Source organism: Streptomyces sp. NPDC003042 (assembly GCF_053591315.1).
This window is the reverse complement of sequence record NZ_JBSFTP010000081.1, coordinates 13,317-33,248: the sequence shown is the minus strand read 5'-3', so window position 1 is coordinate 33,248 and position 19,932 is coordinate 13,317. Positions and strand designations below refer to the sequence as shown.

At 72.8% G+C, this 19,932-nt stretch carries 15 protein-coding genes; 6 read left to right on the top strand and 9 right to left on the bottom strand.

Going from position 1 to position 19,932, the window contains the following annotated elements:
• From ACWDYJ_RS29785 to pulA, 4 genes are all read left to right on the top strand, one after another.
• A partial coding sequence (locus ACWDYJ_RS29785; protein ID WP_451568684.1) for an alpha-amylase family glycosyl hydrolase occupies positions 1 to 518 on the top strand: 518 nt, incomplete at its 5' end.
• Entirely contained in the window at positions 506 to 1,519 is a 1,014-nt protein-coding gene (locus ACWDYJ_RS29780; RefSeq protein ID WP_451568683.1) for a LacI family DNA-binding transcriptional regulator, read from the top strand. The genes ACWDYJ_RS29785 and ACWDYJ_RS29780, both read left to right, overlap by 13 nt.
• A gap of 624 nt (positions 1,520 to 2,143) precedes the next feature.
• Positions 2,144 to 3,844: a carbohydrate-binding module family 20 domain-containing protein gene (locus ACWDYJ_RS29775; protein ID WP_451568682.1), complete on the top strand. Its 1,701-nt coding sequence runs from the start codon at positions 2,144 to 2,146 to the stop codon at positions 3,842 to 3,844.
• A gap of 101 nt (positions 3,845 to 3,945) precedes the next feature.
• The gene (gene pulA, locus ACWDYJ_RS29770; RefSeq protein ID WP_451568681.1) at positions 3,946 to 9,321 is read left to right on the top strand and encodes a pullulanase-type alpha-1,6-glucosidase; all 5,376 of its coding nucleotides are present in this window, start codon (positions 3,946 to 3,948) and stop codon (positions 9,319 to 9,321) included.
• Here pulA and ACWDYJ_RS29765 read toward each other — a convergent pair.
• From ACWDYJ_RS29765 to ACWDYJ_RS29735, 7 genes are all read right to left on the bottom strand, one after another.
• Positions 9,308 to 9,844: an N-acetyltransferase family protein gene (locus ACWDYJ_RS29765; protein ID WP_451568680.1), complete on the bottom strand. Its 537-nt coding sequence runs from the start codon at positions 9,842 to 9,844 to the stop codon at positions 9,308 to 9,310. The genes pulA and ACWDYJ_RS29765 overlap by 14 nt on opposite strands.
• Positions 9,845 to 9,889: 45 nt before the next feature.
• Positions 9,890 to 10,588 (bottom strand): TetR/AcrR family transcriptional regulator, encoded by a 699-nt coding sequence (locus tag ACWDYJ_RS29760; RefSeq protein ID WP_451568679.1) that lies wholly within the window; start codon positions 10,586 to 10,588, stop codon positions 9,890 to 9,892.
• 34 nt (positions 10,589 to 10,622) lie between these two features.
• A complete protein-coding gene (locus tag ACWDYJ_RS29755; RefSeq protein WP_451568678.1) occupies positions 10,623 to 11,666 on the bottom strand; it encodes a PDR/VanB family oxidoreductase in 1,044 nt (347 codons plus the stop codon).
• Positions 11,663 to 12,559 carry a metal-dependent hydrolase gene (locus tag ACWDYJ_RS29750; protein ID WP_451568677.1) on the bottom strand — a complete coding sequence of 299 codons (897 nt, stop codon included), beginning with the start codon at positions 12,557 to 12,559 and terminating at the stop codon, positions 11,663 to 11,665. Before ACWDYJ_RS29750 ends, ACWDYJ_RS29755 begins: the two co-directional genes overlap by 4 nt.
• A gap of 119 nt (positions 12,560 to 12,678) precedes the next feature.
• Positions 12,679 to 14,598, bottom strand: coding sequence for a hypothetical protein (locus tag ACWDYJ_RS29745; RefSeq protein ID WP_451568676.1), 1,920 nt, complete (start codon positions 14,596 to 14,598; stop codon positions 12,679 to 12,681).
• Positions 14,599 to 14,683: 85 nt separating this feature from the next.
• Entirely contained in the window at positions 14,684 to 15,478 is a 795-nt protein-coding gene (locus ACWDYJ_RS29740; RefSeq protein WP_451568675.1) for a tyrosine-protein phosphatase, read from the bottom strand.
• 63 nt (positions 15,479 to 15,541) lie between these two features.
• On the bottom strand, positions 15,542 to 16,144 hold the full coding sequence (locus ACWDYJ_RS29735; RefSeq protein ID WP_451568674.1) for a rhomboid-like protein: 603 nt from the start codon (positions 16,142 to 16,144) through the stop codon (positions 15,542 to 15,544).
• Between the two features lie 79 nt (positions 16,145 to 16,223).
• On the opposite strand from ACWDYJ_RS29735, the gene ACWDYJ_RS29730 reads away from it, so the two are divergent.
• The gene (locus ACWDYJ_RS29730) at positions 16,224 to 16,880 is read left to right on the top strand and encodes a hypothetical protein (RefSeq protein WP_451568673.1); all 657 of its coding nucleotides are present in this window, start codon (positions 16,224 to 16,226) and stop codon (positions 16,878 to 16,880) included.
• Between the two features lie 74 nt (positions 16,881 to 16,954).
• On the top strand, positions 16,955 to 18,409 hold the full coding sequence (locus tag ACWDYJ_RS29725) for a PepSY-associated TM helix domain-containing protein (protein WP_451568672.1): 1,455 nt from the start codon (positions 16,955 to 16,957) through the stop codon (positions 18,407 to 18,409).
• 67 nt (positions 18,410 to 18,476) lie between these two features.
• Here the strand turns inward: ACWDYJ_RS29725 and ACWDYJ_RS29720 are convergent, their stop codons facing one another.
• Together ACWDYJ_RS29720 and ACWDYJ_RS29715 are read right to left on the bottom strand one after the other, a co-directional pair.
• Positions 18,477 to 19,010: a winged helix-turn-helix domain-containing protein gene (locus tag ACWDYJ_RS29720; protein WP_451568671.1), complete on the bottom strand. Its 534-nt coding sequence runs from the start codon at positions 19,008 to 19,010 to the stop codon at positions 18,477 to 18,479.
• A 367-nt stretch (positions 19,011 to 19,377) separates the two neighbouring features.
• A complete protein-coding gene (locus ACWDYJ_RS29715; RefSeq protein WP_451568670.1) occupies positions 19,378 to 19,845 on the bottom strand; it encodes a hypothetical protein in 468 nt (155 codons plus the stop codon).
• Positions 19,846 to 19,932 lie beyond the last annotated feature (87 nt).

Here is a 19,932-nt window from a genome sequence, read left to right as displayed (position 1 = left end):
TGCTGGCGCTGCCCGGGTCGGCGTACGTCTATCAGGGCGAGGAGCTCGGTCTGCCGGAGGTCACCGACCTCCCGGACGAGGTACGCCAGGACCCCTCCTTCTTCAAGGCCAACGGGCAGGACGGGCTGCGCGACGGCTGCCGCGTGCCGATCCCGTGGTCGGGGCAGGAGGCCCCGTACGGCTTCGGGACCGGTGGCAGCTGGCTGCCGCAGCCGGCCGAATGGGCGGGGCTGAGCGTGGCCGCCCAGAGCGGTGACCCCGACTCCACCCTGGAGCTGTACCGTTCCGCGCTGCGGGTGCGGCGCGCGCACCCGGCGCTCGGCGCGGGCGACGCGGTTCAGTGGCTGCCCGCCCCGGCAGGGGTACTGGCCTTCCGGCGCGGCGACTTCGTCTGCACCGTGAACACGACGGACGCGCCGGTCTCGTACGCCACCCCCGGCACGGTGCTGCTCGCCAGCGCGGACCTCCCGGAGCCGGGCACGCTCCCCGCCGACACGGCGGTGTGGTGGCAGGGGTGACCTCCCCCTTGAGGCTGACGGACATCGCCGCGCAGGCCCAGGTCAGCGAGGCGACCGTCAGCCGCGTGCTCAACGGCAAGGCGGGCGTGGCGGTCGGCACCCGGCACAAGGTGCTGGCCGCGCTCGACCTGCTCGGCTACGAGCGGCCGGTGCGGCTGAAACGGCGCAGCAACGGCCTGGTGGGGCTGCTGATCCCGGAACTCACCAACCCGATCTTCCCGGCGTTCGCGCAGGTCATAGAGCAGGCGCTGGCCGGGCACGGGTACACCCCGGTGCTGTGTACGCAGACCCCGGGCGGAGCCACCGAGGACGAGCTGGTGGAACAACTCGAGGAGCGGGGGGTCACCGGGATCGTCTTCCTGTCGGGCCTGCACGCCGACTCGGCGGCGGACCCGGCGCGGTACCAGCGGCTGGCCGCGCGCGGGGTGCCGTTCGTGCTGATCAACGGCTTCAACGAGCGCATCAGCGCCCCGTTCGTCTCCCCGGACGACCGGGCGGCGGCGACCATGGCCGTACGGCACCTGGAGGAGCTCGGGCACCGGCGGATCGGGCTCGCGATCGGCCCGACGCGGTACGTGCCGTCGGCGCGCAAGGAGCAGGGCTTCGTGGCCGCGCTGCCCGCCGCCGTCTCCGAAGGGCTGATCCAGCGCACGCTGTTCACGGTCGAGGGCGGCCACGCGGCGGGGGGCGCGCTGCTGGACCGGGGCTGCACCGGCATCGTGTGCGGCAGCGACCCGATGGCGCTCGGGGTCATCCGCGCGGTGCGGGAGCGGGGGCTGCGGGTGCCGGAGGACGTGTCGGTGGTCGGCTTCGACGACTCTCCGCTGATCGCGTTCACGGATCCGCCGCTGACGACGGTGCGCCAGCCGGTCCGGGCGATGGCGACGGCCGCGGTGGGGGCTCTGCTGGAGTCGGTGGCGGGTACGCCGGTCCAGCGCACGGAGTACGTCTTCCAGCCGGAACTGGTGGTCCGCGGCTCGACGGGCCAGGCCCCGGCCTGAGCCGCTGCCCTGGTCGTCGGGCCCACCTGGCGCCGGTAAAAAAATCATGGTATGACCCCTTTTATCCGGCCTCTGGAGCGCTATTCTGGATATAGGCCTACGGGATGAGCGAGGGAGTTCAACCGGAGTAGCCGACTTCGGCGGAGAGCTTGAGACCGCCGGGGCCGACGTCGACGGTTGGGCTGAGAGGCCGGAAGGTCGCAAGACCGGAAGGCGACCCCCACTACCTGATCCGGGTAATACCGGCGCAGGGAGCCCGTCTCGTAGGTCGTTTTCGCGTGTCGGGAGCGGTCGCGCGCCCGGCGTGATTCCCCCGCCGGGCTGTCCGACATCGTCCAGCACCGCCCCGCAGCGCGTGTCGTACCCGCTGCCGCGCCGTCGGGTACGTGATGTCGCGTCCCGCGTCGAGGGTGGGTGGACGGCCCGTCAGTTCCAGGCAGTGGTGTGAGGGGTGTTCCTCAGCTGCCCCCCAGGCGCCGCCCCTCCGGCGGAGGTTGGCTCGGGCGTCTCGGCAGGACACGTGGCGGAAACGATTGTGCAATCTCTTGCGCAAAGCCTTGCAGGGCGGAGGTCCGACCCCTACGGTCGCGAGCATCCCCACCTCTCCCCGCCAGGAGGCCCCACATGCCCCGCACCCGCAGAACCCTGCTGGCAGTCACCGCACTCGCCGCCGCGACCCTCACCGCCCAGGCGCCGCAGGCCCAGGCCGCACCCCCCGGCGACCGCGACGTGACCGCCGTGCTGTTCGAGTGGAAGTTCGACTCCGTGGCCGCCGCCTGCACCGGCACCCTCGGCCCCGCCGGGTACGGATACGTCCAGGTCTCGCCGCCCCAGGAGCACATCCAGGGCAGCCAGTGGTGGACCTCGTACCAGCCCGTCAGCTACAAGATCGCCGGCCGCCTCGGCGACCGCACCGCCTTCAAATCCATGGTCGACACCTGCCACGCCGCCGGCGTGAAGGTCGTCGCCGACTCCGTCGTCAACCACATGGCGGCCGGCGACGGCACCGGCACCGGCGGGACTTCGTATACGAAGTACAACTATCCCGGGATCTACTCCGGCTCCGACATGGACGACTGCCGGTCGGTGATCTCCAACTACCAGGACCGGGGCAACGTCCAGAACTGCGAGCTGGTGCAGCTGGCCGATCTGGACACCGGTGAGGACTACGTGCGGGGCCGGATCGCCGGGTACCTGAACGACCTGCTCTCCCTCGGGGTCGACGGCTTCCGGATCGACGCCGCCAAGCACATGCCCGCCGCCGACCTCGCCAACATCAAGTCGCGGCTGACGAACCCCGGCGTCTACTGGAAGCAGGAGGCCATCTTCGGCGCGGGCGAGGCCGTGTCCCCGTCCGAGTACCTCGGCAACGGCGACGTGCAGGAGTTCCGCTATGCGCGGGACCTGAAGCGGGTCTTCCACAACGAGAACCTCGCCTACCTGAAGAACTTCGGCGAGGCCTGGGGCCACATGCCGAGCGGGCAGTCCGCCGTCTTCGTCGACAACCACGACACCGAGCGCGGCGGCGACACCCTCAGCTACAAGGACGGCGCCCACTACACCCTCGCCAACGTCTTCATGCTGGCCTGGCCCTACGGGTCTCCCGACGTGCACTCCGGCTACGAGTGGAGCGACACGGACGCCGGACCGCCCAACGGCGGTGCGGTGAACGCCTGTTACGCCGACGGGTGGAAGTGCCAGCACAGCTGGCGGGAGATCTCCTCCATGGTCGGCTTCCGCAACGCGGCGCGCGGGCAGTCCGTCACCAACTGGTGGGACAACGGCGGCGACCAGATCGCCTTCGGGCGCGGCGCCAAGGCGTACGTGGCGATCAACCACGAGGGATCCGCGCTCACCCGCACCTTCCAGACCTCGCTGCCGGCCGGCGACTACTGCGACGTGCAGAGCGGCCGCGCGGTCGCCGTGGACTCGGGCGGCCGGTTCACCGCCACCGTCGCGGCCGGTACCGCCGTCGCCCTGCACGTCAACGCGCGTACCTGCTCCGGGACTCCGCAGACTCCGGCGCCCGTCACCACCGGTGCCTCCTTCGCCGTCAGCGCCACCACCGCCCCCGGCGAGAACATCCACGTCACCGGTGACCGCGCCGAACTCGGCGGCTGGAACACCGGCAGCGCCCTCAAGCTCGACCCGGCGGCCTACCCCGTCTGGAAGCTCGACGTCACGCTCCCGGCCGGTACGGCCTTCGCGTACAAGTACGTCCGCAAGGACGCCGCCGGGAACGTCACCTGGGAGAGCGGCGCCAACCGCACCGCGACCGTGCCGGCGAACGGCAAGGTCACGCTGACCGACACCTGGCGCGGCTGACCTCCCCCAGCTCGATCAAGACCCTCAGACCAGGGCCGCCCGGCACCCATCCCCCCGCCAATCGCCGGGCGGCCCTCACCCCGTACACGAGGAGACCTGCCGTGAAACGCCCCGCCGCGGGAGTGATCGCCGCCAGCCTGGCCGTGACGCTCCTGCCCGCCCTGCCCGCCGCTGCCGCGGCCCGGCCCCCCGCGCCGCCCTCGGACGCGAAGCTGGCCGCCGAACCGGCCCGGCACGACCTGACCCGCGAGCAGTTCTACTTCGTGCTCCCGGACCGGTTCGCGAACGGCGACCCGCGCAACGACCGGGGCGGCCTGACCGGCACCCGGCTGGAGACCGGCCTGGACCCGACCGACAAGGGCTTCTACCAGGGCGGCGACCTCAAGGGGCTCACCGACCGGCTCGACTACATCAAGGGGCTGGGGACGACTGCCATCTGGATGGCGCCGATCTTCAAGAACCAGCCGGTGCAGGGCAAGGATGACGACGTCTCGGCCGGCTACCACGGCTACTGGATCACCGACTTCACCCAGGTCGACCCGCACTTCGGGACCAACGCCGATCTGGAGCGGCTGATCGACAAGGCGCACGGGAAGGGGATGAAGGTCTTCTTCGACGTCATCACCAACCACACCGCCGATGTCGTCGACTACCGGGAAGCGTCCTACTCGTACCTGTCGAAGGGGGCGTTCCCCTATCTGACGAAGGACGGCGTGCCGTTCGACGACGCCACTGCGTTTGATTCAAAAGCGGCCGCGGACGGGAAGCAGAAGTTCCCGAAGGTGTCGGGGGAGTCCTTCCCGCGCACGCCGTTCGTGCCGGACGCGAAGAAGAACCTCAAGGTTCCCGGCTGGCTCAACGACCTCACGATGTACCACAACCGGGGCGATTCCACCTTCGCCGGGGAGTCCTCCGGGCAGGGCGACTTCTTCGGTCTCGACGACCTGTGGACCGAACGCCCCGAGGTCGTCGGCGGGATGGAGAAGATCTACGAGAAGTGGGTCGAGGACTTCGACATCGACGGCTTCCGCATCGACACGGTCAAGCACGTCAACACCGAGTTCTGGACGCAGTGGGCCACCGCCCTCGACACGTACGCGGCCAAGCGCGGCCGGGACGACTTCTTCATGTTCGGCGAGGTCTACTCCGCCGACACCGCCGTCACCTCCCCGTACGTGACGCGCGGGCGCCTGGACGCGACGCTCGACTTCCCGCTCCAGGACGCGATCCGCGCGTACGCCTCCCAGGGCGCGGCGGCCGGGCGGCTGGGCTCCGTGCTCGGTGACGACTTCCGGTACACCACCGACAAGGCGAACGCCTACGAGCAGGTCACCTTCCTCGGCAACCACGACATGGGCCGCTTCGGGACCTTCCTGAAGCAGGACCGGCCCGGGGCGGGGGAGCAGGAGCTGCTGGACCGCTACCGGCTCGCCAACGAGCTGATGTTCTTCTCCCGGGGCAACCCGGTCGTCTACTCCGGTGACGAGCAGGGCTTCACGGGCGCCGGCGGGGACAAGGACTCCCGCCAGCCCCTGTTCGCGTCCCGGGTCGCCGACTATCTGGACGACGACCAGCTCGGAACGGCGCGCACCCACGCGAGCGATGCTTTCGATCCGCAGCACCCGCTCTACCAGCAGATCAGTGCTCTCGCGAAGCTGACCAAGGCCCACCCGGCCCTGCGCGACGGAATCCAGAGCGAGCGCCTGGCGGACGGTTCCGTGTACGCCTTCGCCCGCACCGACCCCAAGACCCGCACCGAATACCTGGTCGCCGCGAACAATGGCGCCGAGGCCCGGACCGTGGAGATCGACGCCCCGGCCGGCGCCCAGTACCGCACCCTCTACGGGGGCACGGCGCTGATCCGCGCCTCGGCGGCGGGCAAGCTCACCGTCAACGTGCCCGCGCTCGGCTCGGTGGTCCTCCAGGCGACCGCGCCGCTCGCCGCGCCCACCGCTCCGCCCGCCCTCACCCTCAAGGCCCCGGCCCCCGGAGCCACCGGCACCGTCGAGCTGTCCGCCGACGTCAGCGGCGGCGGCCTGAACCGGGTCGTCTTCGCCGCGCAGAGCGGCAATGACAAGTGGCAGGTGCTCGGTTCGGCCGACCACGCGCCCTACAAGGTCACGCAGCACATTGCAGTGCCACAGGGCACACCGCTGCGGTACAAGGCCGTCGTCATCGACGCCACCGGCCGCACCGCGAGCGCCCTCGCCGAATCCGTTGCCGACCGGACCCCGCCCACCGAGGTCCCGACCGCCGTCCAGCGCGACTACGCCGTCGTCCACTACAACCGTCCCGACGGCGACTACACGAACTGGCGGCTCTACGCCTGGGGCGACATCGCGGAGGGTGAGGCCACTCCCTGGCCGTCCGGCCACGGCTTCACCGGCCGCGACGCCTACGGCGCCTTCGCCCACGTCAAGCTCAAGCCCGGCGCCTCCTCCGTCAGCTACCTCGTCATCGACAAGGACGGCACCAAGGACGTCGCCGCCGACCGCACCCTCGACGTGACGAAGACCGGCGAGATCTGGCTGGAGCAGGGCAAGGAGCCCGTCCGCACCGAGCGCCCCGCCTACCCGCCGCAGGACCAGTCCAAGGCCGTGCTGCACTACCAGCGCCCCGACGGTGCCTACGACGGCTGGGGCCTGCACGTCTGGGCCGGCGCCGCGAACCCCACCGACTGGTCCAAGCCGCTGCTGCCCGTCCGCACCGACACCTACGGCGCGGTCTACGAGGTCCCCCTCGCGGCCGGAGCCACCTCGCTGAGCTACATCCTCCACAAGGGCGACGAGAAGGACCTCCCCTCCGACCAGTCCCTGGACCTGAAGGCCACCGGCCACGAGATCTGGATGCTGGGCGGCCGGGAGAAGTACCTCCTCCCGCAGCCCGCCGGCTCGGCCGCCGCCCTGGACCTCACCACGTCCGAGGCCGTCTGGATCGACCGCGACACCCTCGCCTGGAAGGCGCCCGCCGCCGCAGCCTCCGTCCAGCTCCTCGCCTCCCGCGACGGCGCCGTCAAGGCCGAGAACGGCACCCTGACCGGCCAGGCCCAGGCCCGGTGGCTGCGCCTGTCCCCGTCCGAGCTGACCGCCGCCCAGAAGCAGAAGTTCCCGCACCTGGCGGCGTACACCGCCTGGACCGTCGACCCGCGCGACCGCGACCACGTCCGCGAGGCCCTGCGCGGCCAGCTCGTCGCGAGCGCCCGCGCCGCCAACGGCGCCGTCCTGGCCGCCACCGGCGTGCAGCTCGCCGGCGTACTGGACGACCTGTACACGACGAACGCACCGCTCGGCCCGGTCTTCAAGGACGGCCGCCCCACCCTCTCCGTCTGGGCCCCGACCGCCCAGCAGGTCGCCCTCGAACTCGACGGCCGCACCGTGGCCATGCGCCGCGACGACGCCACCGGCGTCTGGTCGGTGCGCGGCGAGCGCTCCTGGACCGGCAAGCCCTACCGCTACGCCGTCACGGTCTGGGCGCCGAGCGTCCGCCAGGTGGTCCGCAACCTCGTCACCGACCCCTACTCCACCGCCCTGACCACCGACTCGACGCACAGCCTGGCCGTCGACCTCACCGACCCCAAGCTGGCCCCGCCCGGCTGGCGCGACCTGGCCAAGCCCGCGCCCGTGCCCTTCACCTCCGCCCAGATCCAGGAACTGCACATCCGCGACTTCTCGGTCGCGGACCGCACCAGCGGACACCAAGGCCAGTACCTCGCCTTCACGGACACCGAGTCGGCCGGCATGAAGCACCTGCGCAGCCTCGCCGCCGCCGGCACCTCCTACGTCCACCTCCTGCCCGCCTTCGACATCGGCACCATCCCCGAGAAGCCCGCCGACCGCACCGAGCCCGCCTGCGACCTCAAGGTCTACGCGCCCGACTCGCAGGAGCAGCAGGCCTGCGTGGCGGCCGCCGCCGCGAAGGACGCGTACAACTGGGGCTACGACCCGCTGCACTACACCGTCCCCGAGGGCTCGTACGCGAGCGACCCGAACGGCACGGCCCGTACGGTCGAATTCCGCAAGATGGTCCAGTCGCTGAACGGGGCGGGCCTGCGCACGGTCATGGACGTGGTCTACAACCACACCGTCGCCTCCGGCCAGTCGGACAAGTCCGTCCTCGACCGCATCGTCCCCGGCTACTACCAGCGGCTGCTGCCCGACGGCAGCGTCGCCACCTCCACCTGCTGCGCCAACACCGCGCCCGAGAACGCCATGATGGGCCGCCTCGTCGTGGACTCCCTCGTCACCTGGGCGAAGGAGTACAAGGTCGACGGCTTCCGCTTCGACCTGATGGGCCACCACCCGAAGGCCAACATCCTCGCCGTCCGCAAGGCCCTCGACGAGCTGACGCCCGCCAAGGACGGGGTCGACGGCAAGAAGATCGTCCTCTACGGGGAGGGCTGGAACTTCGGCGAGGTCGCCGACGACGCCCGCTTCGTCCAGGCCACGCAGAAGAACATGGCGGGCACCGGCATCGCCACCTTCTCCGACCGCGCGCGCGACGCGGTGCGCGGCGGCGGCCCCTTCGACGAGGACCCCCGCGTGCAGGGCTTCGCCTCCGGCCTGTTCACCACCCCGAACGGCTCACCCGCCAACGGCACCCCGGCCGAGCAGAAGTCACGTCTCCTGCACGCCCAGGACCTGATCAAGGTCGGCCTGTCCGGCAACCTCTCCTCCTACGCCTTCACCGACACCGCCGGCCGCCGGGTCAAGGGCGCGGACGTCGACTACAACGGCGCCCCGGCCGGCTACGCCGCCGCGCCCGGCGACGCCCTCGCCTACGTGGACGCCCACGACAACGAGACCCTCGCCGACGCCCTCACCTACAAGTTGCCGCAGGGCACCCCCGCCGCCGACCAGGCCCGCATGCAGGTCCTGGCCATGGCGACGGCCGCCCTCTCCCAGGGCCCGGCCCTGTCCCAGGCGGGCACCGACCTGCTCCGCTCGAAGTCCCTGGACCGCAACTCCTACGACAGCGGCGACTGGTTCAACGCCATCCACTGGGACTGCGAGGACGGCAACGGCTTCGGCCGCGGCCTGCCGCCCGCCGCCGACAACGCCTCGAAGTGGCTGTACGCGAAGCCGCTGCTGACCGGCCCGGCCCCCGGCTGCGCCGAGATCGGCTCCGCCTCCGCCGCCTACCGCGACCTGCTGAGGATCCGTACGACGGAAGGCGCCTTCGCCCTCACCACGGCCGACGCCGTCCAGACGAAGCTGTCCTTCCCGCTCTCCGGTCGGGAGGAGACCCCCGGCGTGATCACCATGTCCCTCGGTGACCTGGTGGTGGTCTTCAACGCCACCCCCACCGCCCAGCCCCAGCGCGTCCCCGCCCTCGCGGGCACCGCCTACGCCCTCCACCCGGCCCAGGCGTCGGGGGCGGACCCGGTCGTCAAGTCCGCCGCCTACGACACCACGACAGGAGAGTTCACGACCCCGGCCCGTACGGTCGCCGTCTTCACCCGCGACCTCACACGGCGGTGAGCCGGTCCAGCCGCTTCTCCAGCAGGATCACCCCGTAGATCCTGCCGTCCTTGCCCTCCTTGTGGGGGAACTCCCCGGCCACCCGGTAGCCCGCGCCCTGGTAGTACGCGAGCAGCCGGGGGTTGGTGGAGAGACAGTCCAGCCGCGCCCGTTCGCGGCCGGTCCTGGCGATCCGCCGCTCGGCATGTTCGAGCAGCCGCCGGCCGGCCCCGGCGGGCGCGGCTTCGCGTTCCACCATCAGCCGGTGCACGTAGCCCGCCACGGGAGGCTGGATCCCCCAGGCCTCCTCGTCGGACCACCACAACTCGTAGGCGCCCACGGTGTGTCCGTCGCCGTCGGAGGCCAGCCACACCTCCCCGTCGCGCATCCGCGCCAGGAAGTGCGCGGCGTCCTTCTCGCCGGGCTTCCACTGGTCGATCCCGTTGTTCCGCATCCAGCGGGCGGCCCGGTCGTACAGCTGCGCCAGCGTGCCGGCGTCCTTCTCCTCGGCCTGCCGGAACAAGATCCCGTCGTCAATGATCACGCCGGTATTATCGGTACAAGGGTCCGCGCGCCCGCCAGGCCTCGCTCAGTGCGCGGGCGGCACCAGCGCCGAGAGTCGCCCGACAAGATCGCCGAACGGCCCGTCGGCCGGTTCGCCGGCCAGGATCCGTACGAGGATCTCCGCCATCTCCGTGTCGTACGCGGCACTCACGGCGGCCAGCGCGGCGAAGTCGTGCACCAGCTGGAGCTCCAGCTCACCCCGGGGAATGCGCCGCCCGTCGAGCCAGATCAGCGCGGTGGACTCGGCCAGCGACACCCAGGACCGCACCACCAACTCCAGCCGGGCCGGCGGATCCTGCACGCCGATGTGCGCGAGGATCTGCTCGTACGCCGCCTGCCGGACCTCGTCGATCATCGCGTTGGTCCGGCTGCTCCCGGCGGCCGGACCACCGCGCATCAGCGCCGAGAAACCGGGCCCGTGCTCGTCGACGAAGGCGAAGTACCGCCCCATCACCCGCAGCAGCCGCGCCCCGAGCGGCCCCTCCCGCGGCTCGACGAACCGCAGCGCCAGCTCGTCGGCGGCCCGCCGCAGCGCGGCCTCGTACAGGCTCAGCTTGCCCGGAAAGTAGTGGTAGACCAGCGGCCGCGATATACCGGCGGCCGCCGCGATCTCGTCGATCGACACATCGTCGGGCGAGCGGTGGCTGAACAGCTCCAGGGCGACCCCGATCAGCTGCTGCCGCCGCTCCTCGACACCCATCCTGCGCCGCACCCCGGTTGTCATGCCGACACCCTACTTCTCCGACCGCCACGGGTGGTCAGAGGTCCAGGGTCAGCCGCTCCGAGGCGGCGCGCGAGACGCACAGGAGCATGGAGTCCTCCCGTTCGCCGTCCGTGAGCAGCTCGTCCCTGTGGTCCACCTGCCCTGCCAGCACGCGGTGTTGGCAGGTGCCGCAGAAGCCCTGCTCGCAGGAGTACGGGGTGTCGGGCAGCGCCCGGCGCACCGCCGTCAGGGTGGATTCGTCCGCCGCGACCTCGATCGTGCGGCCGGAGCGGCGCAGTTCGACCGTGAAGGGCCGCGCCGGGCCGGGCGCCGCCGGACCGAAACGCTCCAGGCGGACCGCCGAGGGGTCGGGGACCGCCGCCGTGACCGCCCGCATCAGGGCCTCCGGCCCGCAGCAGTAGACGAGGGTGCCCGGCCGGATCCCGCGGAGCGGATCCAGGTCGGGCAGGCCCGCCTCGTCCTCGGGCAGGACGGTGACCCGGTCGCCGTACGGGGCGAGTTCGGGGAGGAAGGGCATCGAGGCGCGCGAACGTCCCCCGTACAGCAGCGTCCAGTCGGCGCCGGCCGCCGTCGCGGCCCGCAGCATCGGCAGGATCGGGGTGATCCCGATGCCGCCCGCGACGAACACGTAGGAGGGTGCGGGGAGCAGCTCGAACCGGTTGCGCGGCGGCCGCAGTTCCAGCTCCGCGCCCTCGACGAGCTGCGCGTGCGCCTCCCGCGAGCCGCCGCGGCCGTCCTCCACCAGGCGGATCGCGAGCGTGTAGCGCCCCGCGTCGGCCGGATCCCCGCACAGGGAGTACTGGCGGACCAGGCCCGAGGGCAGGGTGATGTCCACGTGCGCGCCCGGGGTCCACGGCGGCAGCTCCGCCGACTCCAGGGTCAGGCACAGGACCCCGTCCGCCGGCTCCGTACGGGAGACGATCAGGGCGCGCAGCGGCCGGCGCGGGGAGTACCCCGATATCGGGGTCTCCAGGGCCGGGAGCGGCCACAGGGGCGAGCGTACGATGCGCCGCCGCAGCGCGCGCCGGGTCAGCAGCGCGGCTCCCGCCACCGCCGTGACGGTCAGCGCGCGCCTCACGGCCGCACCCCGCCGTTCGCGCCGGGCGAGGAGGCCAGGTAGGCCTGCGCCTGGGCGGTGGAGCCCTCCTGCGAGGGATGGTACGTACGGGAGAGGTAGGTCGGGACGGACTTCAGCATCGCGCCCGCCGAGGGGAGCACGCCCTGCTGCCCGGCCCGGAAGAACTGCCCCAGGGAGGCCTTGGCGGCCGGGAGGTGGGGGTCGTTCTCCATGAAGAAGCGGGCGCCGCGCTGCCACAGGAACACCAGGGCCGCGAAGCCGGTGGCCCAGGTCCGCGCCCGGCGGCGGTAGCTGCCGTCCACGTGCATGAAGAGGTCGAAGGCGACCGAGCGGTGCTCCACCTCCTCCGCGCCGTGCCAGCGCAGCAGGTCCAGCATCATCGGGTCGGCGCCCCGGCGGTCCAGCTCCTCGGCGTTGAGTATCCAGTTGCCGAGGAACGCCGTGTAGTGCTCGATCGCCGCGATCATCGCGACGCGCTCCATCAGCCACCACTTACGGGCCCGGCCCGGCGGCAGGGTCCGGTCGCCGAGCAGCTTCTCGAAGAGCCAGTCCACCTGCGCGGTGTAGGGGGTCGGGTCCAGGCCCAGCCGCTTCAGGTGCGGGAGCACGTCGTCGTGCGCGGCGGCGTGCATCGCCTCCTGGCCGATGAAGCCGATGACGTCCGCCCGCAGCCGCTCGTCCGTGATGTACGGGAGCACCTGCTTGTAGACGTGCACGAACCAGCGCTCACCCGCGGGCAGCAGCAGGTGCAGGACGTTGATGGTGTGCCCGGCGAAGGGGTCGCCGGGGAGCCAGTGGAGCGGGGTGTCCTCCCACGAGAAGGACACCTTCCGTACTTCCAGGTCTATGTGTTCCGACGCCACGGGGGCGGGCGCGAGCGGCGTATTAGACATGGAGTCAATGTACTGATGGGTACGCGAGAGGAAAACCCCTCTGCGACGCCGTTCCGACCCTCAGCGCCGCAACCATCAGCGCCGCGACCCTCAGCGCCGCATCTCTCAGCGCCGCGACCTCAGCGCAGTGCCCCCGCCTTCGTGCCGTCCGTCAGTTTGCCCGAGAGGTCCACCTGCGCGCCTTCCGGAGCCTTGAGCGCCAGTCGATTGCCGTTCGCCGATCCGCTCACCCCGCCACCCGAGGCCGACAGCGAGGCGAACTGCGCACTGCCCGCCGCCAGTACGTACCAGTGCCCTGCGCGCGATTTCCACAGCACCCCGGCCAGCACCCGCGGCTCCCGCGGCCCGCACGCCGCGGAACCCTCCGCCTTGGCGGCCTGCGCCGCCAGCTCCGCCCCGGGAGCCAGGAACTGGGCCTGCACCCGGTCCGTCGCGCCCTGCCAGGTCTCCGCCCGGGTGCACAGCCAGGTGGCCGTCCCGTCGCCCTCCGGAAGCGGCTGCTTCGCGTACGTCCACGCGTTGACCGTGCGCACCCCGTGCGAGCGGACCGAGGGCAGCAGGCAGGCGATCCTCGACCACTCGCCGAGTTCCGCCGCCTCCGACACGTCGCGGGCGGCGCCCGGCGCACCCGAGGTCAGCCGGGCCGGGGTCAGCTCGCCCAGGTCCGTCACCAGGCGGGTGGCGCCGTCACCGGTCAGGGCGAGCGCGTTCCAGCTGGTGCAGTTGCCGCCCGGGGCGGGCCCGGGCACCGGCGGGGTGATCCCGTCCGCGGTGAGCTTCAGCGCGGTCGGAGCCTCACCGGGCTTCAGCAGGTCGCGCAGGGCGGCGGCGGTGACCCAGGGGGCCGTCAGATAGCGGACGTTGCCGTCGACCCGGCTGAGCACCAGCCCCGTCGCGGTGTCCGCCGAGGCCCCGTCGGTCCGGGCGAAGTCGAGGGCGGCGCCCCCGGTCCCCGAGCGCGGTTCGGCGTACCGGACCACGCGCAGGCCGTCGTGCAGCAGGACGACGACGGCCTGGTCGACCGCCCCGGCGAACAGCAGCTGCGGCGGACCCATCGGCGGACCGGACGGGGTGCCGGGGGTGGCCGAGACGACCACCGCCCGGCCGGGGCGGGCCCACACGGCCAGCGCCCGGCGCAGCAGTTCCGTGTCCCCGGCGCGGTCGCCGCGCGCGGGCCAGGCGGAGTAGTCCGTACGGGAGGACGTACGCCAGAGCGTGGGCGCGACCCGGACCAGCTGCCCCGGGTCCAGGGCCTGCTCCGCCGCCGCGTTGCGCGCGTACAGCGGGGCGGCGGGCCCGTCCGCCCCCCAGCCGCCGCCCGGCAGCGCGAGCAGCGCCCCGCACACCGCGAGGGCCGCCGCCCCGGCCAGAGCGGCCCGTGTGAAACGGCGGCGGCGCAGCAGGTCGGTGGGCCGGGCCTGGAGCACGCACGGGTCGAACTCGGGCGAGGCGAACAGCGCGTCGTGCGCCGGATCCCCGGACTCCGCGACGGCGGCGGCGGGATCGGCGACCCCGGCGTCGGTGAGCACCCGCAGCACGTCCGGCTCCGCCAGCCCCTCCAGCGCCCGCAGCACGCAGGCGGCGCGGCCGGGGCCGTTGAGGGTGGCCAGCCACTGGTCCAGGGCCAGCTCCTCGGCCCCGCCCGAGCGCGGGAACAGCCGCAGCCCCCACACCTGGGGGAGCAGCGGCGGCAGCTGCCCGCGCAGCGGGAGCGCCCGGAAGGTCAGCGGGATCCCCGCCTCCAGGGCGGAGCGCAGGACGCGCAGCCGCACGTACGCGTAACCGGACTCGGGCCCGTCCACCTCGCCGCGCTGGGCCGGGACACCGCCGCGCACGGTGACACCGGCGGCCCTCCGCCCGCGGGGCAGCGCCCGCTGGGTCAGCGAATGGGCGGTGATCACCCGCCGGTTGCGGCCGAGGGAGGGCGGCAGCACCAGATAGGCGAGCCGCACCAGCCGCGGGTAGTGCTCGACGATGGCGGCCTCGGCCAGCTCGACGTCGGGAGGCAGGGGACGGGTGGCGGTATCCGGCGCAGTCACGTTCAGCAGAACGAGCGAATCGTCGGATGGTCACCCGCTCCCAGCGCACACGTTCGGACGAAAACGGGAGCCGCCGGTCGGACCGTCAGACGGTCAGCTTGGCCCGCAGCGCCGCGACCGTCTCGTCGCACACGCCCAGGCCCTCGCGCACGTACTTCTCCATGGACCCGTAGCGCGTGCCGACCTCGTCCAGCCCCGCCTCCAGGTAGGAGGGGAACACCCCGATCAGCGCCAGCGCGATGTCCGGGTCCCCGCCGGCCGCGGTGAAGCCCTCGATCATCGGGGCGAAGGCCAGCTTGACCGCCGGGTTCACGGACAGGTACTCGGCCATCAGGGTCTCGTCGTCGGCGCCGAGCAGCGACAGGATCACGGTCGCGCCCCAGCCCGTACGGTCCTTGCCGGCGGTGCAGTGGAAGAGCAGCGGGCCCGACTCCGGGTCGGCGGCCTCGATCAGCAGGGTGCGGTACGCGCTCTGCGCGGAGTCGGAGTTCACGAAGGACCGGTAGACCGCCCCGAAGAGGGCCTGCGCCTTGCCGCCGCCCAGGTGCTCCTCGGCCACCACCGGGTTGGCGAGCAGGTCCTTGAGCTGTGTGGCGGCGGGCATGTTGCCGTCGTTCATCTTGTCGGCCAGCACATCGCTCACCAGCAGCCGGGCGCCCTCCGGCACCCGGTCGGGGTGGTCGGCGCGCTCGGCGTCGCTGCGGAAGTCGATGACCGTACGCAGTCCCAGCGCGGCCACCGCCGGGTCGGCGTCGAGGTCGAGCCGGTCGAGGGAGCCGGAACGCAGGACGAGGCCGGGGCGGACGGTCCGGCCGCCGGCGAGCGGGGTGCCGCCGAGGTCGCGGAGGTTGGCGACGGTGGTGGAGGGCGTGGCGGTCATCGTGTCGGCTCCAGCGGTGTGCGCGAGGTGCGGCGGCTTGCTCGTGTCGGCTTGTCATCGAGGTCAGGCATTGGCGATTTTCCGGCGGTTCGACCCGGAAAGGCAATCCACGGCCAGCGAGATGCCGATCCCGATCCCGAGCGCCGCGAGATGTCCGGCGTCGGTGAAGGTCCGTCCGCGCCGCAGCACCGGCCGGGCGGCGATCGCCAGCAGCCCCACGCGGGCCGCGCCCCGTACCGCTCCGCGCGGCAGGGCCGAGGTCAGCGCGCCCAGCACGGCGTTGAACCCGTAGCTCGTGCCCACGTCCAGGGCCCGCCGGGTCTCGCGGTCGGCGGTGCGCCGCAGTACCCCGTAGACGAGCAGGGTCGCCGTGGCGTGCCCGAAGGCGAACACGGCGGCCGTCCACCAGGCACCGTACGCGTACTCCGCGTATCCGAGCACCGCGACCAGCAGCAGCGCGTAGGGCAGCGGCATCGGCTCCTCTACGACGAAGGCGCTGCTCAGCAGCGTCTCCCAGCGGCCGCCGGCGAGATTGTCGACATTCGTCGAACAGTCGCGCAGCACCCGCTCCCGCTCCGCCGGATCCAGCCGCTCCAGGGCGTGGGCGCCCAGCTGGACTCCGGCGGTGTAGAGCGCCCCCAGCGGCAACGGCCATATTGACGGCATCGGCAATGGATTCACCCGCTCATGATCGGATACGGCCCCCTCGCCGGCATCACCGCCCCCGTGGGATTATGACCAGGACATGCCTGGATCCCGCGCGCCGATGCGCGTCACGCGGGCCGCGATGTTCGCGGCCGTGTGCGTGGCCTTGGGTGCGGTGGGGCATTCGTACATATCTGGGGCGGACATCCCCTTTGCCTGGCTTATGGGTGCTTTCGCCGCGACCGGCGGGACCGCCTGGCTCGCCGCCGGCCGCCGGCGCGGGCCGGTGGCCATCACCGCCGCGCTGCTCGCCACGCAGGGCACACTGCACCTCGTCTTCTCCCTCTCCGCGAGCCGGACTCCGCAACCGATGCCCGCGCACCACCACATGCCGGGCATGGACATGCCCGTGGACGCGCCCGGCACGGCGGTGCACGACGGCCTCGGCATGATCGCCGCGCACGCGCTCGCCGGACTCTTCTGCGCCGCCTGGCTCGCCTGGGGCGAGGCCGCCGTCTTCCGACTGGCCGGAGCCCTCGGGGCCACCGCGCTGCTGGCCGCCCGGCCGCTCGCCCGCGCGCTCACGCTGGTCCGCACCCGGGTGGCCCCGCTGCCCGCGCCGCCCGCGCACTGCCCCCCGTACGAACGGCCGCGCCGGCTGCGCGGAGGCGTGCACGCCCACACCGTGGTCCGCCGTGGTCCGCCCGCCGGGCCCACCACCCGCACCACGGCTCCCGGCCGTCCTGCCCGCGCCTGACCGGCGCACCCTTCTTCGGCGAGGGCGAGACCTGGGGCCGCCCACCCATGCCTTCGCCAACTCCTAGGACCGACATGTCCCTTGACGAGCTTCAGGACGTCCCCGCGCGGGACGCCGAGACACCGCCCCGGCGCGGCGGCGGCAGCTGGGCCGCCCTGCGCCCGCTGCTCCTGCGCCTGCACTTCTACGCCGGGCTGCTGATCGCCCCGTTCCTCTTCCTCGCCGCCGCCACCGGCCTCCTCTACGCCGGCTCCTGGCAGGCCGAGAAGATCCTCTACGCCGACGAGCTGACCGTCGCCCACACCGGTGGCAACGCCCTGCCGCTCAGCGCCCAGGTGGGGGCCGCCCGCGACGCCGCGCCCCAGGGCGCGGTCCTGGGCGTCTGGCCCGCGCCCGAGGCCGACGCCACCACCCGGGTCATCATGGAGAGCCCGGGCCTCGGGGACGGCGAGACCCTCACCGTCTTCGTCGACCCGTATACGGCCGACGTGCGCGGGCAGCTCACCACCGCCGGCGACGCGCTGCCGCTGCGCGCCTGGCTGAGCGAGTTCCACTCGAGCCTCCAGCTGGGGGAGTTCGGCCGCAACTACAGCGAACTCGCCGCCAGCTGGCTGTGGGTCGTCGCGCTCGGCGGGCTCGCCCTGTGGATCGGCCGCCGCCGCACCCGCAAGGCCCGGCTCGTACTCCCCGACCGCAAGGCCACCGGCCGCCGCCGCACCCTGTCCTGGCACGGCGCCGTCGGACTCTGGGCGGCCGCCGGACTCGTCGCCCTCTCCGCCACCGGCCTGACCTGGTCGCGGTACGCCGGAGAGAACATCGGGCAGCTCCAGGACCGCCTCGGCGGAGCCACCCCGGCCGTCTCCGCCACCCTCAACGGGGCGGCCGGCGCCGCCGGGGCCGATGAGCACGCCGGCCATGTCATGACGCCGGGCACGGAGATGCCCCCGCCGCCGCCCACCGCCGACATCGGCATCGACGCGGCCGTGGCCGCAGCCCGCGCCGCCGGGATCACCGAGCACCTGCGGGTGACCCTGCCCGCCCAGGGCAAGGGCTACGTGGTCAAGGAGCAGGACAAGCAGGTGCCGGTGCACCTGGACGCGGTCGCCGTGGACCCGGCCGACGGCCGCATCATGGACGAACTCCGCTTCGCCGACCACCCCTTGCTCGCGCAGCTCACCCGCTTCGGCATCGACCTCCACATGGGGCTCACCTTCGGCCTCGCCAACCAGCTCGCGCTGGCCGTGCTCGCCGTCGCCGTGATGTCCCTCGTCGTGTGGGGCTACCGGATGTGGTGGATGCGCAGGCCCACCAGGGAGCGCGGGCTCCCGGTCGGCCGCCCGCAGCCGCGCGGCGCCTGGCGCGAGCTCCCGGTGACCGTGCTGCTGCCGTTCGCCGCCGTGACCGCGGTGACCGGGTGGTTCGTACCGCTGCTCGGGATCAGCCTGCTGGTGTTCCTGGCGGCCGATGTGACCGTCGGCTTCGCGGCCGGACGCCGCGCCGCCAGGGCTGCCGCCGCGCCGGAGGCCTAGTCGCGCGGACGTGGACCCGTACGCGCCCTCCTGAGCGCGTACGGGTCCACCGTCGTCTCCGCTCCGCTCAGGGCGCGTACTTGTAGCCCACCCGACGCACGGTCTGGATCGCGCCGCGGTGCGCCGCGCCCAGCTTGCGGCGCAGCCGGGCGACGTGGACGTCGACCGTCCGGCCGTCGCCGACGTGGCCGTAGCCCCAGACCGTCGTCACCAGCTGGTCCCGGCTGTGCACCCGGTGGGGGTGCGCGACCAGGTGGGAGAGCAGCTCGAACTCCAGGTAGGTCAGCTCCAGTTCCCGGCCGTCCACCTCGGCGGTGCGCCGCGCCGGATCGATCCGCACGAGCGCGTCGTCCGTGGCCGTGGTGGAGGGCGGGGCGATCGGCGGCTGCTGGTCGGCGGGTACGAGGACCAGGTAGCCGACCATCGGCGGTCGGCCGGGCAGGGCCGGCAGGGTGTGCTCGGGTGCGGGCAGCCAGGTGGCGCCGGGCGGCAGCAGGTCCACGACCCGGGCCACCTCGTCCCGGTCCACGGCGCGCAGCCGGTGGCGCGGAGGGGCCGGGAAGGCCGGTCCGGCGGAAGTGAGGGAATGGGTGTTCGCCATGAGTGGTCAGCTCTTTCACGCGGAGTGGTCGGCAGGAGACGTACGTACGCCGTCGTTGTCGTACCGCGCGGACCGAAGGCCCCGGGCAGGTCTGGTGGTCCCGGAAGGCTTTAGAGGGCCGGCGCGTTCTTCGCGCGGCAACACACCCGGTCGAAATCATGGTCCTGACGGGAAGGCCAGAACGGCTCGAGGTCGCTGCGACCGGTCGAGGTGTGCGAGTGGCTGGCCATGACGGCCATTCAAGCAGAAGCGCGGGGCTCGGGGCAGACCCCGTCTCACGTCGTGGATCGGAATCTCAAATTCCGAAACTGCCCAGTCGCCGGGCCACCGTCGGGCCATCGTCAGGTGCCGCATTTCCGACAAACCGTCAGCCGGTCAGCCGCTTGCGCCAGTCCAGACCGGTGACGCGTATCGCATCGTGGGCGGACCCGTCCCACAGCCAGCCGCGCACGATGTCGGTCAGCTGCTCCTCCACCTCGGGGTCGAGCGGCGGCGGATCCTCCTCCACCGGGAACTCCAGCCGCTCCCAGGCCGGTCCGAGGTCCCAGCCCTTCTCCTGGCGGGCCCATCGCAGCATCACCTCGACCACCTCGGTGGCCGTGGGGACGAAGGCCTGGAAGTGCCGGTCGGGGGCGCCGGCGCGGTGCTCCAGCTGGTAGTCCCCGCCGCTCTCGTGCCAGACCTGGAGGAAGACGTCCGGGTCGTCCGGGTGCCGGTTGACGACCACGAAGCGGTCGCCGTCCGCGCCGATGCGCTCGACGAGTCCGGACAGCAGGGGCGGCGCGGGCCGGTCGTACGACTCGGCGCGCTCGGTGTCGAGGGTGATCGCGAGCATGGGCCACACCCTGACAGGCACCACTGACAGCGACAACTGACAGCGCGCGGCGCCCGCCCTCCCTCGGGGAGAACGGGCGCCGCGCAG

What these genes read in the sequence shown, in the direction of transcription:
- ACWDYJ_RS29720 (WP_451568671.1), bottom strand. Translation starts at nt 19,010, where the DNA reads ATGGCGAACACCCATTCCCTCACTTCCGCCGGACCGGCCTTCCCGGCC.
- ACWDYJ_RS29725 (WP_451568672.1), top strand. Translation starts at nt 16,955, where the DNA reads ATGTCCCTTGACGAGCTTCAGGACGTCCCCGCGCGGGACGCCGAGACA.
- ACWDYJ_RS29775 (WP_451568682.1), top strand. Translation starts at nt 2,144, where the DNA reads ATGCCCCGCACCCGCAGAACCCTGCTGGCAGTCACCGCACTCGCCGCC.
- ACWDYJ_RS29715 (WP_451568670.1), bottom strand. Translation starts at nt 19,845, where the DNA reads ATGCTCGCGATCACCCTCGACACCGAGCGCGCCGAGTCGTACGACCGG.
- ACWDYJ_RS29760 (WP_451568679.1), bottom strand. Translation starts at nt 10,588, where the DNA reads ATGACAACCGGGGTGCGGCGCAGGATGGGTGTCGAGGAGCGGCGGCAG.
- ACWDYJ_RS29740 (WP_451568675.1), bottom strand. Translation starts at nt 15,478, where the DNA reads ATGACCGCCACGCCCTCCACCACCGTCGCCAACCTCCGCGACCTCGGC.
- ACWDYJ_RS29730 (WP_451568673.1), top strand. Translation starts at nt 16,224, where the DNA reads ATGCCTGGATCCCGCGCGCCGATGCGCGTCACGCGGGCCGCGATGTTC.
- ACWDYJ_RS29735 (WP_451568674.1), bottom strand. Translation starts at nt 16,144, where the DNA reads ATGCCGTCAATATGGCCGTTGCCGCTGGGGGCGCTCTACACCGCCGGA.
- ACWDYJ_RS29750 (WP_451568677.1), bottom strand. Translation starts at nt 12,559, where the DNA reads ATGTCTAATACGCCGCTCGCGCCCGCCCCCGTGGCGTCGGAACACATA.